Origin of the sequence: Streptomyces sp. R44 (assembly GCF_041053105.1) — a bacterium.
GTDB lineage: Bacteria > Actinomycetota > Actinomycetes > Streptomycetales > Streptomycetaceae > Streptomyces.
In genome coordinates, this window is record NZ_CP163444.1 from 1,187,261 (window position 1) to 1,201,776 (window position 14,516).

The window sequence follows — 14,516 nt, forward strand, 5'->3', positions numbered from 1 at the left end:
GTGGGTGGAGGGGGCCGCTCGGGCCGGCGGCGTCTAGCTGGGCTTGAGGTGCTGCAGGACACCCATGCCCACGGTGAAGCTCGCGGCCAGGCTGGTGCCGCCCGCTCCTAGGATGGCCAGGGGGCCGCCGTTCACCGCCATGACGAGGACAACGGCGACGAGGGCCACGACGACGGCGGACAGGGCGACGATCGCCACGTCACGTCCGGGATGCCTGCAGACGTTCGACCGGGTGGCATGAGCCGACACGAGGGTGCCTCCATTGACTTGTTGTTCGCTCGGACAGGGGCACACCTCACCGAGGTACGTGCTCCATGGTGTGGACCGGTCAGCGCGTCCGGCGTAAGCCGGCGGGCCGGGGCCACGCTCCGAGCGAGGCAGCCAATGAGACCTCCGAACAGACGTGTCGCTCTCTGCGGCCAGGCTAACCGCTCGTCAATTCGACTGCCATGGAGTGAAGTTAAGCCGCCAACTCATTGGCTGAATTCCACCGACGCGGCGCGTCCCCGCCGTTCAGCGGGCGACGGCCGCCGACATCGCGTGCAGCCGGAGGGCCAGCTGGATCTCCAGGGCGCGGGCCGGGGACTGCCAGTCGGGGCCGAGGAGCCGGCCGACGCGCTCCAGGCGCTGGGCCACCGTGTTCACGTGGACGTGGAGTTCGTCCTTGGTACGGGCCGGGCTCATGCCGCTGGCGAAGTAGGCGTCCAGGGTGCGGACCAGCTCGGTGCCGCGCCGCCGGTCGTAGGCGACGACCTGACCGATCGTCCGGCCCACGAAGCCGTCGATGTCCCGGCCGTCGGCGAGGAGGAGACCGAGGAAGCCGAGGTCCTCGGCGGCCGCGCCCTGGCCCGTGCGGTGCAGCAGGACGAGCGCGTCCAGGCAGCGGCGGGCCTCCTCGTACGCGACGGCCACCTGGTCCGGGCGGTCGAGGACCCGCCGTACGGGAGCGGAGGCGCCGACGGTGACCGGCTCGCGCAGGCTGCCGCCCAGGCTCCTCGCGGTCTGGCGGGCGAGCTCGGCGGCGCTCTCCCCCGGCCCGAGCGGCAGCAGCAGGACCGTACCGCCGTCACGGGCCGAGGCGAGTCCGTGGCGGGTGGCGGCCAGGTGCGAGGCGGCCGACCACAGGCGCCGCCGGTCGGCGCTCTCCCGGCGCCCGGCCTCGGAGTCGGCGGCGTCCTCGGTGGCCCGGTCGACGCGGGCGGCGAGCACGACGTGCGGGGCCTCGCTGTCGGTACGGAGGCGGGCGGCGCGCTCGCGCAGCAGGCGGCGGTCCCGGTCGGGGGCGTCGAGGAGGTCGTCCAGGAGCTCGCCCCGCACCCGCTGCTCGGCCTCGCCCGCCGAGCGCCGGGCGAGCAGCAGCAGGGAGGTCACGAGGGCGGCGCGCTCCAGGGTGCGCTGGTCGACGGGGTCGAGCTCGGGCTGCCCGTGGAGCACGAGCGCGCCCAGCGTCTCGCCGCCGGCGGACACGGCGGCCACCCAGTCGTCGCCCTCGCGGACCGCGTGGCCCCCGGCGCGGCGGGCGGAGCCGGCGCCCGTCTCGGTGAACTCGACGGTGCCGCCGAGGACCTCGGAGACGGCGTGGGCCACGTCGTGGACGCCGCCGCCGTGCAGGACCAGCTCGGAGAGCCGGTCGTGGACCTCGGAGGCCCGCTCGATGACGGCGCTGTGTTCGCGGATGATGTCGTTGGCCCGCTCCAGCTCGGCGAGGGCCGAGCGGGTCTCGGCGAGCAGGTTGGCGGTGTCGATGGCGACGGCGGCGTGCGCGGCGAAGGAGCCGAGGAGCGCGACCTGCTCGCGCTCGAAGACCCTGGCCCTGCGGTCGGCGGCGAACAGCACGCCGATGACCTGGCTGCCGAGGCTGAGCGGCACGCCGAGGATGGCGACGAGGCCCTCGTCCCGTACGGCCGCGTCGATGGCGCGCGTGTGCTGGAAGCGCGGGTCCTGGAAGTAGTCGTCGGTGACGTACGGGCGGGCGGTCTGGGCGACGAGGCCGCCGAGCCCCTCGCCCATGCCGAGGCGCACCTGCTGGAACCGGGCGGAGACCGAGCCCTCGGTGACCCGCATGTACGTGTCCCCGGCCGAGGGGTCGTTGAGGCTGAGGTAGGCGACCTCGGTGCCGAGCAGCGAGCGGGCGCGCTGCACGATGGCGCGCAGCACCGCGTCGAGGTCGCGGAGTCCCGCGAGGTCGTGGGCGGTGGCGAAGAGGGCGGAGAGCTCCGCCTCGCGGCGCCGCCGCCCCTCCAGCTCGGCCCGGACCCGCAGCGCGAGTTGCTTGGCCTCTTCGAGTCCGGCCAGCGCCTCGGGGCCCGCGCCGCTCGCGCGGGCGAGCAGCACGGGCCGGTCGTAGGCCTCCGTCGCCGCGCCGCGGGCGAGGAGTTCCAGGTACGAGAGGTGTTCGTGGGACATGGACACAGGGATACCTGCCGTACGTGTGGTCGCACCACCCCTGTGGACAAGCTGTGCGGGGGTCTGACTCAGTGGGCGGTCCAGCCGCCGTCGAGGGTGAGGGAGCTGCCGGTGATGAACGAGGCCTGGGGGGTGCAGAGGTAGAGGACGGCCTCGGCGACCTCCTCCGGTTCGATGAGCCGCTTGAGCGCCGAGTCCTTGAGGAGGACCTCGGCGAGGACGCGCTGCGGCGGGATGCCGTGGGCGGCGGCCTGGTCGGCGATCTGCCGTTCGACGAGCGGGGTGCGGACATAGCCGGGGTTGACGCAGTTGGAGGTGACCCCGTGCGGGGCGCCTTCGAGGGCTGCGGTCTTGGAGAGGCCCTCCAGACCGTGTTTGGCGGCCACATAGGCGGACTTGAAGGCGGAGGCGCGCAGTCCGTGGACGGAGGAGAGGTTCACGATCCGCCCCCAGCCCTGGCCGTACATATGGGGCAGGGCGCCCCGGATGAGCCGGAAGGGTGCTTCCAGCATCACGGTGAGGACGGTGTGGAAGACGTCCGGGGGGAACTCCTCGATGGGGCGGACCAGCTGCATCCCGGCGTTGTTGACGAGGATGTCGGTGCCGGCGGCCTCGGCCTCCGCCGCGTCCAGGTCGGTGAGGTCGAGGAGGCGGGGTTCGAGGGTGCCGGGGAGCGCGCCGGCCTCCTCGGCCAGGGTTTCCAGCCCCTCGGCGGCCCGGTCGACGGCTCTGACCCGGGCCCCGGCGGCGGCGAGCCGCAGGGCGCAGGCGCGCCCGATGCCGCCGGCCGCGCCGGTGACGAGCGCGGTGCGGCCGGTGAGGTCGAGGGCGAGGCCCGCGACGCGGGGCAGGGGCGAGACGACGTCCGCACCGGTTTCGGTGTCGGGGACGGTGTGGGGTGCGCTCATGCTCCGCACCCTATGAAGGGGCCCCTCCCCCACCGATGTGCGCCGGGCCCACAGTTCAGCTGGTTGCTGTGGTGCGGAACCATGTGGGTTCTTCGGCGAGCGCCTTCTCGATCCGCAGGTACGAGAACCGCTTCATCTCCGGCAGCCGGTCCACCTCGAACCAGCCGACCTCGGTCGACTCGTCGTCGTTGACCCGTGCCTCGCCCCCGACGGCCCGGCAGCGGAACGCGACGTCCATGTACTGGCAGGTGTCGCCGTTGGGGTAGACGACGGGCTTGCGCAGGGTCTCCACGAGCAGGATCCGCTCGGGCACGCAGCGCACGGCGGTCTCCTCGTACACCTCGCGCACCACGGCGTCGGCGGGCTGCTCCCCCGGGTCGACGATGCCGCCGACGACCGCCCAGAGGCCGTTGTCGGCGCGCTTGCCGAGCAGGACCCGGCCCCGGTCGTCGAAGACGACGGCGCTGACGCCCGGCAGGAAGAGCAGCTGGTGGCCGGCCGTCTTGCGCAGTTCGAGGATGAAGTCAGGAGTACCCATGCCCCGACCCTAGATCATCTACGGATCGGGGCCGGGGGCGCGGCGTGCTGTCGGGTCCTCAGGCCGCCGGGGTGCGCCGGGCGCGGACCGCGCGGGCGGCGGCCCAGCCGAGTCCGGCCGCCGCGAGCACCGCGAGCAGGGCCTCGGGCAGGGTGCCCAGGCGGGTCGCGGGGGTCTGCGAGGATCGCAGCGGCACCTTCTCGACGAGGACGTCGGGGGTGAACATCTTCGTCTGCGCGACGATCTCGCCGTCGGGGCGGATGATCGCGCTGACGCCGCTGGTGACGGGCACGACGACCGACCGGCTGTGCTCGACGGCGCGCACCCGGCTCATCGCGAGCTGCTGGTAGGTCATCTCGCTGCGCCCGAAGGTGGCGTTGTTGCTGGGGACGGTGATCAGCTGGGCGCCGTGGGTGACGGTGTCGCGCACGGCCCAGTCGAAGGCCGCCTCGTAGCAGGTCGCGAGGCCGACCTTCGTACCGGCGAGGTCGAAGACGCCGACCTTCGTACCGGCGCCGAAGTCGCGGCTCACCCGGTCGACGTTGCTGTTGAAGATCCGTACGAAGGGGCGCATCGGGATGTACTCGCCGAAGGGCTGGACGTGCCGCTTGTCGTAGGTGGCGACGGGGCCGCGCTCGGGGTCCCACTCGATGAGGGTGTTGCGGAGCTTGCCGGTCTCGGGGGTGATCACGGCGCCGATCACGGTCGGCACGCCGATCTCCTTGACGGCGGCGTCGATGACGTCGGCCGCGTCGGCGTTCGCGTACGGGTCGATGTCGGAGGAGTTCTCCGGCCACAGGACGAAGTCGGGCTGCGGCTCGCGGCCCTCCTTGACGGCCTGGGCGAGCTCGCGGGTGCGGGCCACGTGGTTGTCGAGGACGGCGCGGCGCTGGGCGTTGAAGTCGAGGCCGAGGCGCGGCACGTTGCCCTGGACGGCGGCGACGGTGGCGGTGCCGTCCTCGGCGGAGTCGTCGACGAGGGGCAGCGCGGCGAGGGCGCCGGTGACCGGGACGAGGACGGAGAGCGCCGCGGCGGCGAGCGGGCCGCGCGGGACGGCGCCGGTGGCCCGGCGGGCGCGGAACTGCCGGTACGCCTCGTACAGGCCGAATCCGCAGAGGGCGACGGCGAAGCCGAGCACGGGGGTGCCGCCGACGGCGGCGAGCGGCAGGAAGAGGCCGTCGGCCTGCCCGAAGGCGACCTTGCCCCAGGGGAAGCCGCCGAAGGGCACGCGCGCGCGTGCCCCCTCGGCGAGGATCCACACCCCGGCGGCGAAGAAGGGCCACCAGGGCAGCCGGGAGACGGCGGCGATGCCGAGGCCCGCCGCGGCCACGAACAGCGCCTCGACGGCGGCGAGCGCGAGCCACGGTCCGGCGCCGACCTCCTCGCCGGTCCACACGAGGAGCGGCAGCAGGAAGCCGAGTCCGGCGAGGTAGCCCAGGCCGAACCCGGCGCGGAGACGGCGGCCCCGCAGGGTCCAGCCGAGCAGGGCGAAGGCGGGCAGCGCGAGCCACCACAGGGGGCGCGGCGGGAAGCTCAGGTAGAGCAGGAACCCGGACAGCAGAGCCGCCCCGGGCCGCACGAACCGCCGGAGCCGGGAGGCCGGCGTGGGTGCGGTGTCGGGTCCGGAGGCGTCGACGGGGGTGATGGTGGCGCTCACCTTGCGGAGTCTACGTGTCCTCTGCAGCCGCGAGGAGGGCGGTACGGACCGGCCGCGGAGCGTTCTCCGGGAGGTGTACGGGGGTGTCTCGTCGGCCCGGTCAGACACCGGTGGCGGCGGGCGGGGCCGGCGGCGCCGGGTGGCGGAGGCGGGCGCGGATGACACGGACCGCGGATTCGGCGTCGTCGACGGTCACCGTGAAGGTGAGGCCGTCGCCGAGGCGCAGGACCAGGCCCTCGCCGCGCCGGACGACCACGGCCGTGCCCTTCTCGGGCCGCCAGCGGTAGCCCCAGCCGCCCCACTGGCGCGGGGTGACGCTGGGCGCGAAGTCGGCGCCGACGACCTGGTTGAGCGGGATGCGGCGGCGCGGCAGGCCGATGTGGCCGCAGCGGACCTCCATGGCGCGGTCGTCGACCTTCACGGCGACGTGCACGAAGGCGAGGGTGCCGAAGAGGACGAGCAGCCCGGCCGCGACGCAGCCGATGACGGCCATCAGGAGGGCGGCGATGCCGGAGGTCCACGGGGACTCGACCGCGAGGGTGATGCCCAGGGCCATGCAGGCGGCGCCTGCGACGGCCGCGACCCACTGGAAGCGGTTGGTGGCGCGGCCGGTCCAGACGGCGGGTGCCGGCTCGTCGGCGCGCGGGTTCGAGTTCCGGGAGTGCTCCCTCATAAGGGGAGAGTACCCAGGATCGACAGAAGCAGCGCGCCGGAGCGCGGTCGCCCGGTGACACTCGGTGAGGGCCGCCGGTGTACGGCGCCCGGATGCTCGGTGAGCGGTACGGGGCGTGCTCAGCGCACGGCGGCCGTGGCGGCGAGGGCGCGGCCCTCGGCGTAGGTCAGGGCGGTGGCGGGGAGGTCGCCGGGCCGTCCGCTGAGCAGGACGGAGAGGGTGCCGGTGGGGTCCGCGTCGGGCGCCGGCTCGGCGCCGATCCGGCGCAGGGCCTGGGCGGCGACGGCTTCGGCGGAGCCGTGGAAGACGATCGGCGGGAGTCCGCCCTGGCGGCGGTCCGCCAGGGCGGCGAGGATCCGCTCCTCGACGAGCTCGTAGTGGGTGCAGCCGAGGACGACGGCGCGGACGTCGGTCGGGGTGAGCGCGGCCGCCGCGGCGACGGCGGCGTCGACGGCGTCCCGGTCGGCGTGCTCCACGGCGTCGGCGAGACCCGGGCAGGGCACCTCGGTGACCTCGGCGCCGTCGGCGAAGTCGCGGATGAGTCCGCGCTGGTAGGCGCTGCCGGTGGTGGCGGGGGTGGCCCAGATGGCGACCTTGCCGCCGGCCGCGGCGGCCGGCTTGATCGCGGGCACCGTGCCGATGACGGGGATCTCCGGTTCGAGGGCGGCGCGGAGGGCCGGCAGGGCGTGCACGGTGGCGGTGTTGCAGGCCACGATGAGCGCCTGGGGCCGGTGCTCGGCGGCGGCGAGGGCGACGTCGAGGGCGCGCCCCGTGAGGTCCTCGGGGGTGCGCGGGCCCCACGGCATGCCGTCGGGGTCGTTGGAGAGGAGGAGATCCGCGTCCGGCCGGAGCCGCCGCACCGCGGCGGCCGCGGGGAGGAGGCCGATTCCGGAGTCCATGAGCGCGATCTTCACCCGGTCACCCTAGCCGATGAGCCTTGCGTCCCCCGCGATCTGGGGCAGACTGCGGCGAATGAGCACCTTCGCCTGGTTCTCGATCGTCGCCCTGGCCGCCTGGGTCTGGCTGCTGCTCGGCCAGGGCTTCTTCTGGCGCACGGATCAGCGGCTGCCGCCCCCGCGCGGGCCCCGGACCGGCGGGTGGCCTCGGGTGGCGGTCGTCGTGCCGGCGCGGGACGAGGCCGAGGTGCTGCCGATGAGCCTGCCCTCGCTCCTCGTACAGGACTATCCGGGGGCCGCGGAGGTCTTCCTCGTCGACGACGGGAGCACGGACGGTACGGGGAAGCTCGCCGTGGAGCTGTCCGAGCGGTACGGCGGGCTGCCGCTGACGGTCGTGTCGCCGGGAGAGCCGGAGCCGGGCTGGACGGGGAAGCTGTGGGCGCTGCGGCACGGCATGGCACGGGCACGCGCGCGTGGGCCGGAGTACCTCCTCCTGACGGACGCGGACATCGCGCACGAGCCGGACAGTCTGCGGCGGCTCGTCGCGGCGGCCGTGGACCACGATCTGGATCTGGTGTCGCAGATGGCGCGGCTCCGGGTCGCGAGCTTCTGGGAGCGCCTGGTGGTGCCGGCGTTCGTCTACTTCTTCGCCCAGCTCTACCCCTTCCGCTGGATCAACCGGCCGCGGCCGCTGGCGACGGCCGCCGCGGGCGGTTGCGTGCTGCTGCGGACGGAGACGGCGGTGGCGGCGAACGTGCCGGAGGTGATCCGGCAGGCCGTGATCGACGACGTGTCGCTCGCGCGTGCGGTGCGGCGGTCCGGGGGCCGGATCTGGCTGGGCCTCGCGGAGCGGGTCGACAGCGTCCGCCCGTATCCGGGCCTGGGCGAGCTGTGGCGGATGATCGCGCGGAGCGCGTACGCGCAGCTGCGGCACAACCCGCTGCTGCTCGCGGGGACGGTGGCGGGTCTGGCCCTCGTCTATCTGGTGCCGCCGGTGGCCCTGGTGGCGGGGGTGTGGAGCGGGGACGCGGTGACGGCCTGGGCGGGCGGGGTGGCGTGGGCGGTGATGGCGGGGACGTACGTGCCGATGCTCCGCTACTACCGGCAGCCGCTGTGGCTCGCCCCGCTGCTGCCGTTCACCGCGTTCCTCTATCTCCTGATGACGGTGGACTCGGCGGTCCGTCACCACCGGGGCCGGGGCGCGGCCTGGAAGGGCCGGACGTACGCCCGTCCGGAGGCGGCGCCGGACCGGTGACCGGCCCGGGCCGCCCGGCGCAGGCCTCGGTTCAGCCGGAGATCCCGGCCGGCTCCTCCGCCGCCGTGGTGGCCGCGGGGGCGTCCGACGGGGCGGCACCGGCTGGGGTCCGGTCCCGTCGGCGGCGGACCGTGAGGAGGTAGACCACCGTGAGCAGCGCCAGCCAGACCACGCCCACCTGGAGCGCCACGCGGGTGCTCTCGTGGACGCCGAGCAGGACCAGCACCGCCGCCATGAAGACGAGGGCGACGATCTGGGCGTAGGGCCAGAACGGGGCCGGGAACTTCAGGGCCGCGGACTCCTCGGCGGACATCGCGCGGCGGGCCCTGATGTGGGTGAGCAGGATCATCACCCAGACGAAGACCGTGGCGAACGTGGCGATGGAGGAGATGATCAGGAAGATCTCGCCGGGGACGACCGCGTTCATCACGACGCCGAGGAGCAGGGCGCCGATCATGACGAGGGTGGTCACCCAGGGCACGCCGTTGGGCGTCGTGCGACGCATGACGGAGGGGCCGTGGCCGCGCTCGGCGAGGCCGTACATGGTGCGGCCCGCGGCGAAGATGTCGCTGTTGATGGCGGACAGGGCGGCGGTGAGGACCACGACGTTGAGGACCGCGGCCGCGGACTTGAGTCCGACACCGGCGAAGATCTGCACGAAGGGGCTGCCGGAGTCGCTGATCTGCTGCCACGGGGTGATCGACATGATCACGGCGAGGGTCAGCACGTAGAAGAGGATGATGCGCAGCGGGATGGAGTTCACCGCGCCCGGGATGGTCTTCTCCGGGGACTCCGCCTCGCCCGCCGTGACGCCGATGATCTCGGTGCCGCCGAAGGCGAACATGACGATGGCGAACGAGATCACGAGGCCGTCGATGCCTCCGGCGAAGAATCCTCCATTGGCCCAGAGGTTGTCGATGCCGACGTGGACGTGGCCGCTGCCGAGGCCGAAGGCGATCACCACGATTCCGACGACGATCATCGCGACGATGGCGACGATCTTCACGAGGGACAGCCAGAACTCCAGCTCGCCGAAGACCTTGACGCTGACGAGGTTGAGCGCGCCGACGACGAGGACGGCGGCCAGGACCCAGATCCAGCGCGGGACTTCGGGGAACCAGAAGCCCATGTAGACACCGATGGCGGTGACGTCGGCGACGGCGACGATGACCATCTCGAAGGCGTACGTCCAGCCGGTGACGAAGCCGGCGAGCGGCCCGAGGTGCCGGTTCGCGTACTCGCCGAAGGAACCGGCGCAGGGGGACGCCACGGCCATCTCGCCGAGGGACCTCAGGACGAGGAAGACGGCGGCGCCGCCGATCAGGTAGGCGAGCAGGACCGCGGGGCCGCCCGCCTCGATGGACGCGGAGGAGCCGTAGAAGAGCCCGGTGCCGATCGCGGAGCCGAGGGCGATGAAGCGGATGTGCCGTGAGGTGAGCCCGCGGCTCAGACCGGCGTTTTCGGTACGCAAACGAGTGTCTCCCTCTTGGGGGGGGCGGGGTGCCGCGGGACGTGCCGGAGGACCTGGCGGAGCGATGTGCCTCGCGGCACCGGCCTGTCGTCCGAGCTTTCGACGGCGAACGCCAGCCTGTATATTCCTGTCTATACAGGCGCGTCAAGAGGTGATCCGATGAGTGAACGCAGCCAGACGCCCGGTCCGGCCTCCAGCGCGTCCCCGGCCGTCGCGCGCGCCCTGGACATGCTCGTGTACCTCGCCGGCCGGCCCGGTCTCGTACAGGCCGCCACGCTCGCCCGCGACCTGGGCATTCCGCGCTCGTCCGCGTACCACATCCTCACCGTGCTGACCGACCGCGGCTTCGTCACGTACGTCCCGTCGGAGCAGGCGTACGGGCTCGGCGTGACCTCCTTCGAGGTGGGCTCGGCCTATCTGCGCCACGAGCCCCTCGAACGGCTCGCCCGGCCGATCCTGCGCGCGGCCGCGAGCCGCCTGGGCCAGACCGTGCACCTGGGCATCCTGCACGGCGCGGAGACGGTCTACCTGCTCAAGGAACGGCCCCCGGCCCGTGCGGGGGACATCGACATCGCACTCGTGACGGACGTCGGCGTGCGCCTGCCGGCCCATCTGACGGCCAACGGCCGCGCCATCCTCGCCCACACCTCGGAGGCGCAGCTGCGGGCCCTGTTCTCCCGGCCCGGCGATCTGACCACCCGCACCGGCCGCGGTCCGCGCTCCGTGCCGGAACTGGCCGGCGAGCTGGCCCGGGAGCGGGAGCGCGGCTGGTCGCAGGAGGTGGAGCTGGTATCGCAGGGCTTCTGCTCGATGGGCGTGGCCGCGTTCGACCACAACGAGCGGCCGGTCGCCGCGATCAGCACCACCTGGCGCCGCCACCACGGGCGCCACGACACCGAGGAGGTCCGCGAGGCCCTGGCGCAGGGTGCGGCGCGGCTGACCGCGGCGGTCTCGGGTCACGCGCCGACGGGCGCGGGGGCACAGGCCGCCGCCTGACCCGAGGACGGGCGCCAGGGCCTGTCAGTGCGTGGCGAACGCGCCTTCCAGGCGGTACCGGGAGCCCGGGTGGAGCAGGCGCGCGATGCTCACGAGCGCGTCCCGCGACCACGTGCGGCGCTCGATCAGCAGGCACGGCTCGGACGGCCCGATGTCGAGGACCGCGCACTCCTCGGGCGACGCCAGGACCGCCTCCACGATGTGCTCGCCCCGGCCGAGCGGCGCGACCTTCGACAGGAACGTGTACGGCGTCTGCAGCGTGAAGTCCTGGTCCAGATAGCCGGGGGCGAAGGCCGGGTTGACGTAGCGGTCCTCCAGCTGGAGCGGCACCCCGTCCTCGTAGTGCACCACCCGCGAACGGAAGACCGGCTGCCCGGTGCCGAGACCGAGGTGCGCGCCGGTCCTGTCGTCGGCCTTCTCCTCGCCCAGGGACAGCACGCGGGCGGCGTAGCGGTGACCGCGGTGCTCCACCTCGGCGGCGATGTTGTGCACCTCCAGGAGCGCGGAGCTGGCCTTGCGCTGGGAGACGAAGCTGCCCACGCCCATGACGCGCCGGATGACGCCCTCGGCGGCGAGCTCGCGCAGGGCGCGGTTGACGGTCATGCGGGACAGGCCGAGGGCGTCGACGAACTGGCTCTCCGAGGGCAGGGCGTCGTCCTCCTGCCAGTGGCCGTTGCTGATCTGCCGCCGGACGAGCTCCTTGACGCGCTGGTACGCGGGGACGGAACCGCCCGCGCCCTGCGCGTACCACCGGGCCAGCTCCGCCGGGTCCACGACCACGCCGCCCACCGTCCTCGCCATCCGCTCCCCCTGCCTCCTGCCTGGGACGAATCCTAGGGGAGCGGTGCCGGCGACGACCCGGCCGCCGGTCCCCTCCCGGGGGAAGTGTCTCGGATCCGAGAGATGCGGGCGCCGCCGCTGGTCCCGGCTCCGCCGCTCGCGTGTCATGAGGGTGCACAACGGCTCGATCCCCCTGAGGAGCACACATGACCAGCCCTTCCCACGAAGCGCCGGGCGTCGTCCGGGCCCCCCGCGGCACCGAACTGAACTGCCTCGGATGGCAGCAGGAAGGCGCCCTGCGGATGCTCATGAACAACCTCGACCCCGAGGTCGCCGAGCACCCCGAGGACCTCGTCGTCTACGGCGGTACGGGGAAGGCAGCCCGCAACCACGAGGCGTACGACGCCATCGTCCGCACGCTCAAGACGCTCAAGGACGACGAGACCCTCCTGGTGCAGTCCGGCAAGCCGGTCGGCGTGATGCGCACGAACGAGTGGGCGCCGCGCGTGCTCCTCGCCAACTCCAACCTGGTGGGCGACTGGGCCAACTGGGAGGAGTTCCGCAAGCTGGAGGCCGAGGGCCTGACCATGTACGGGCAGATGACGGCCGGTTCGTGGATCTACATCGGCAGCCAGGGCATCCTGCAGGGCACCTACGAGACCTTCGGCGCCGTCGCCCGCAAGAAGTTCGGCGGCACGCTGGCCGGCACGATCACGCTGACCGCCGGCATGGGCGGCATGGGCGGCGCCCAGCCGCTGGCCGTGACGATGAACGACGGTGTCGCGATCTGTGTCGACGTCGACGAGACGCGCATCGACCGCCGCATCGGCACCCGCTACCTGGACGTGAAGGCCGACAACCTCGACCACGCCCTCGAACTGGCCGTCCGGGCCCGCGACGAGCGCCGCGGCCTGTCCATCGGTGTCGTCGGCAACGCCGCCGAGATCTTCCCGGAGCTGTTGCGCCGCGACGCCCCGATCGACATCGTCACCGACCAGACCTCCGCCCACGACCCGCTGGCCTACCTGCCCGTCGGCATCCCGGTCGAGGACTGGCACAAGGAGCGCGAGGCGGACCCGGCCGGCTTCACCGAGCGGTCCCGCACGTCCATGGCCCTGCACGTCGAGGCCATGGTCGGCTTCCTGGACAAGGGCGCCGAGGTCTTCGACTACGGCAACTCGATCCGCGACGAGGCCCGCAAGGCCGGTTACGACCGTGCCTTCGACTTCCCCGGCTTCGTGCCGGCGCACATCCGCCCGCTGTTCGAGGAGGGCCTCGGCCCGTTCCGCTGGGCCGCGCTGTCCGGCGACCCGAAGGACATCGAGGCCACCGACAAGGCGATCAAGGAGCTGTTCCCCGAGAACGAGCACCTGCACCGCTGGCTCGACATGGCCGGTGAGCGCGTCTCGTTCGAGGGCCTGCCCGCGCGCATCTGCTGGCTCGGCTACGGCGAACGCCACCTGGCCGGCCTCAGGTTCAACGAGATGGTCGCGAACGGCGAGCTGTCCGCGCCGGTCGCCATCGGCCGCGACCACCTCGACTCGGGTTCGGTGGCCTCCCCGTACCGCGAGACCGAGGCGATGCTCGACGGCTCCGACGCCATCGCCGACTGGCCGCTGCTCAACGCCCTGGTGAACACCTCCTCGGGTGCCTCCTGGGTCTCCATCCACCACGGCGGCGGTGTCGGCATGGGCCGCTCCCTCCACGCCGGCCAGGTCTGCATCGCCGACGGCACCGAGCTCGCGGCCCGCAAGCTGGAGCGCGTCCTGACGAACGACCCCGGCATGGGTGTCATCCGGCACGTCGACGCCGGTTACGCGTACGCCTCCTCGGTCGCCCAGGAGCGCGGCGTGCGCATCCCGATGACCGAGTCCGGGGACGGCGCGGCGTGAGCACGTTCCAGGAGACCGCTCCCCCCGTCACGGACGTCCCGGCCCGCCCCTGGTCGGGCCGGGACGACGGGCCCGGCGCGGAGCACCTGCGCTGGCACCACGCCGTCGGGCTCGATCCGCAGCTGACGGAGCCGGGCGACGTGGCGTTCGTCGGATTCGCCAGTGACGAGGGCGTGCGCCGCAACAAGGGGCGGCAGGGAGCCGCGCAGGGGCCCGACGCCCTGCGGCGGGCCCTCGCCTCGATGGCGCTGCCGAAGCCGCTGCGGGCCTTCGACGCCGGTGACGTGGAGGTCGCCGGCGACGCCGACGACGCCCTGGAGGCCGGTCAGGAGCGGCTGGGCCGCGCGGTCGCGCACCTCGTCGACGCGGGCCACCCGGTGGTGGTCCTCGGCGGCGGCCACGAGGTCGCGTTCGGTACGTACAGCGGTCTGGAGCGGACGCGGGCGCTGACGGCCGGCGGACGCCTCGGCGTGCTGAACCTCGACGCGCACTTCGACCTCCGCGACGACGTGCGGCCCAGCTCGGGCACGCCGTTCCTGCAGATGGCGCGGAACGAGCGGCGGCACGGCCGTGAGCTCGACTACTGGGCACTGGGCATCAGCCAGGCCGCGAACACCGAGACCCTGTTCCGCACCGCGGAGTCGCTCGGGGTGCGGTATCTGGCGGACACCGAGTGCGGGCTGCTCGACATCGCGCGGGTCGAGTCGTTCGTCGACGAGTTCCTGGCGAGCTGCGAGCTCGTGCATCTGACGATCGACCTGGACGTGCTGCCGGCGGCCGTCGCCCCCGGGGTCAGCGCGCCCGCCGCGTACGGCGTGCCGATGGAGGTCGTCGAGCGGGTCTGCACCCGGGTCGCGCGCAGCGGCAAGCTCGTGGTCGTCGAGGTCGCCGAGCTCAATCCGGAGTTCGACGTCGACCAGCGCACGGCGCGGGCCGGCGCCCGTCTGGTGCACCGGACGGTCACCACCTGGGCGTGACGCCCTCCCCCCGAACAGGCCGCCAGGTCGCCCGGCAGGTGAGAGCCGCGGCCTGGCGGCCGCAGCT

Annotated in this window: 13 protein-coding genes; 4 read left to right on the top strand and 9 right to left on the bottom strand. The window is 73.5% G+C overall.

All coding sequences use genetic code 11. The annotated features are described in order from the left end of the window. Nucleotides 1-33: 33 nt before the first annotated feature. From AB5J54_RS05450 to AB5J54_RS05480, 7 genes are all read right to left on the bottom strand, one after another. A complete protein-coding gene (locus AB5J54_RS05450) occupies nucleotides 34-249 on the bottom strand; it encodes a hypothetical protein (protein ID WP_369142748.1) in 216 nt (71 codons plus the stop codon). A 264-nt stretch (nucleotides 250-513) separates the two neighbouring features. After that, nucleotides 514-2,406 (bottom strand): helix-turn-helix domain-containing protein, encoded by a 1,893-nt coding sequence (locus AB5J54_RS05455; RefSeq protein ID WP_369142749.1) that lies wholly within the window; start codon nucleotides 2,404-2,406, stop codon nucleotides 514-516. Between the two features lie 68 nt (nucleotides 2,407-2,474). Beyond that, on the bottom strand, nucleotides 2,475-3,314 hold the full coding sequence (locus AB5J54_RS05460; protein WP_369142750.1) for a 3-hydroxybutyrate dehydrogenase: 840 nt from the start codon (nucleotides 3,312-3,314) through the stop codon (nucleotides 2,475-2,477). A 55-nt stretch (nucleotides 3,315-3,369) separates the two neighbouring features. After that, nucleotides 3,370-3,852, bottom strand: a complete 483-nt coding sequence (locus tag AB5J54_RS05465) for an NUDIX domain-containing protein (RefSeq protein WP_369142751.1) — start codon at nucleotides 3,850-3,852, stop codon at nucleotides 3,370-3,372. 58 nt (nucleotides 3,853-3,910) lie between these two features. Continuing rightward, nucleotides 3,911-5,509 (bottom strand): apolipoprotein N-acyltransferase, encoded by a 1,599-nt coding sequence (gene lnt / locus AB5J54_RS05470; RefSeq protein ID WP_369142752.1) that lies wholly within the window; start codon nucleotides 5,507-5,509, stop codon nucleotides 3,911-3,913. A gap of 100 nt (nucleotides 5,510-5,609) precedes the next feature. Further along, on the bottom strand, nucleotides 5,610-6,182 hold the full coding sequence (locus AB5J54_RS05475) for a hypothetical protein (RefSeq protein ID WP_369142753.1): 573 nt from the start codon (nucleotides 6,180-6,182) through the stop codon (nucleotides 5,610-5,612). A 119-nt stretch (nucleotides 6,183-6,301) separates the two neighbouring features. Next, the gene (locus tag AB5J54_RS05480; protein WP_369142754.1) at nucleotides 6,302-7,096 is read right to left on the bottom strand and encodes a glutamate racemase; all 795 of its coding nucleotides are present in this window, start codon (nucleotides 7,094-7,096) and stop codon (nucleotides 6,302-6,304) included. A 58-nt stretch (nucleotides 7,097-7,154) separates the two neighbouring features. On the opposite strand from AB5J54_RS05480, the gene AB5J54_RS05485 reads away from it, so the two are divergent. Then, nucleotides 7,155-8,333, top strand: coding sequence for a glycosyltransferase (locus AB5J54_RS05485; RefSeq protein WP_369142755.1), 1,179 nt, complete (start codon nucleotides 7,155-7,157; stop codon nucleotides 8,331-8,333). 31 nt (nucleotides 8,334-8,364) lie between these two features. Here the strand turns inward: AB5J54_RS05485 and AB5J54_RS05490 are convergent, their stop codons facing one another. Further along, nucleotides 8,365-9,804 carry an amino acid permease gene (locus AB5J54_RS05490; protein ID WP_369142756.1) on the bottom strand — a complete coding sequence of 480 codons (1,440 nt, stop codon included), beginning with the start codon at nucleotides 9,802-9,804 and terminating at the stop codon, nucleotides 8,365-8,367. A 159-nt stretch (nucleotides 9,805-9,963) separates the two neighbouring features. On the opposite strand from AB5J54_RS05490, the gene AB5J54_RS05495 reads away from it, so the two are divergent. After that, complete coding sequence (locus AB5J54_RS05495; RefSeq protein ID WP_369142757.1) at nucleotides 9,964-10,800, top strand: IclR family transcriptional regulator; 837 nt, start codon at nucleotides 9,964-9,966, stop codon at nucleotides 10,798-10,800. Nucleotides 10,801-10,824: 24 nt separating this feature from the next. Here AB5J54_RS05495 and hutC read toward each other — a convergent pair whose 3' ends face one another. After that, the gene (hutC, locus tag AB5J54_RS05500) at nucleotides 10,825-11,601 is read right to left on the bottom strand and encodes a histidine utilization repressor (RefSeq protein ID WP_369142758.1); all 777 of its coding nucleotides are present in this window, start codon (nucleotides 11,599-11,601) and stop codon (nucleotides 10,825-10,827) included. 185 nt (nucleotides 11,602-11,786) lie between these two features. Between hutC and hutU the strand changes: the two genes are divergently transcribed. Next, entirely contained in the window at nucleotides 11,787-13,472 is a 1,686-nt protein-coding gene (hutU, locus tag AB5J54_RS05505) for a urocanate hydratase (protein ID WP_369142759.1), read from the top strand. Then, a complete protein-coding gene (hutG, locus tag AB5J54_RS05510) occupies nucleotides 13,469-14,449 on the top strand; it encodes a formimidoylglutamase (protein WP_369142760.1) in 981 nt (326 codons plus the stop codon). Before hutU ends, hutG begins: the two co-directional genes overlap by 4 nt. The last annotated feature ends 67 nt before the right edge of the window (nucleotides 14,450-14,516 follow it).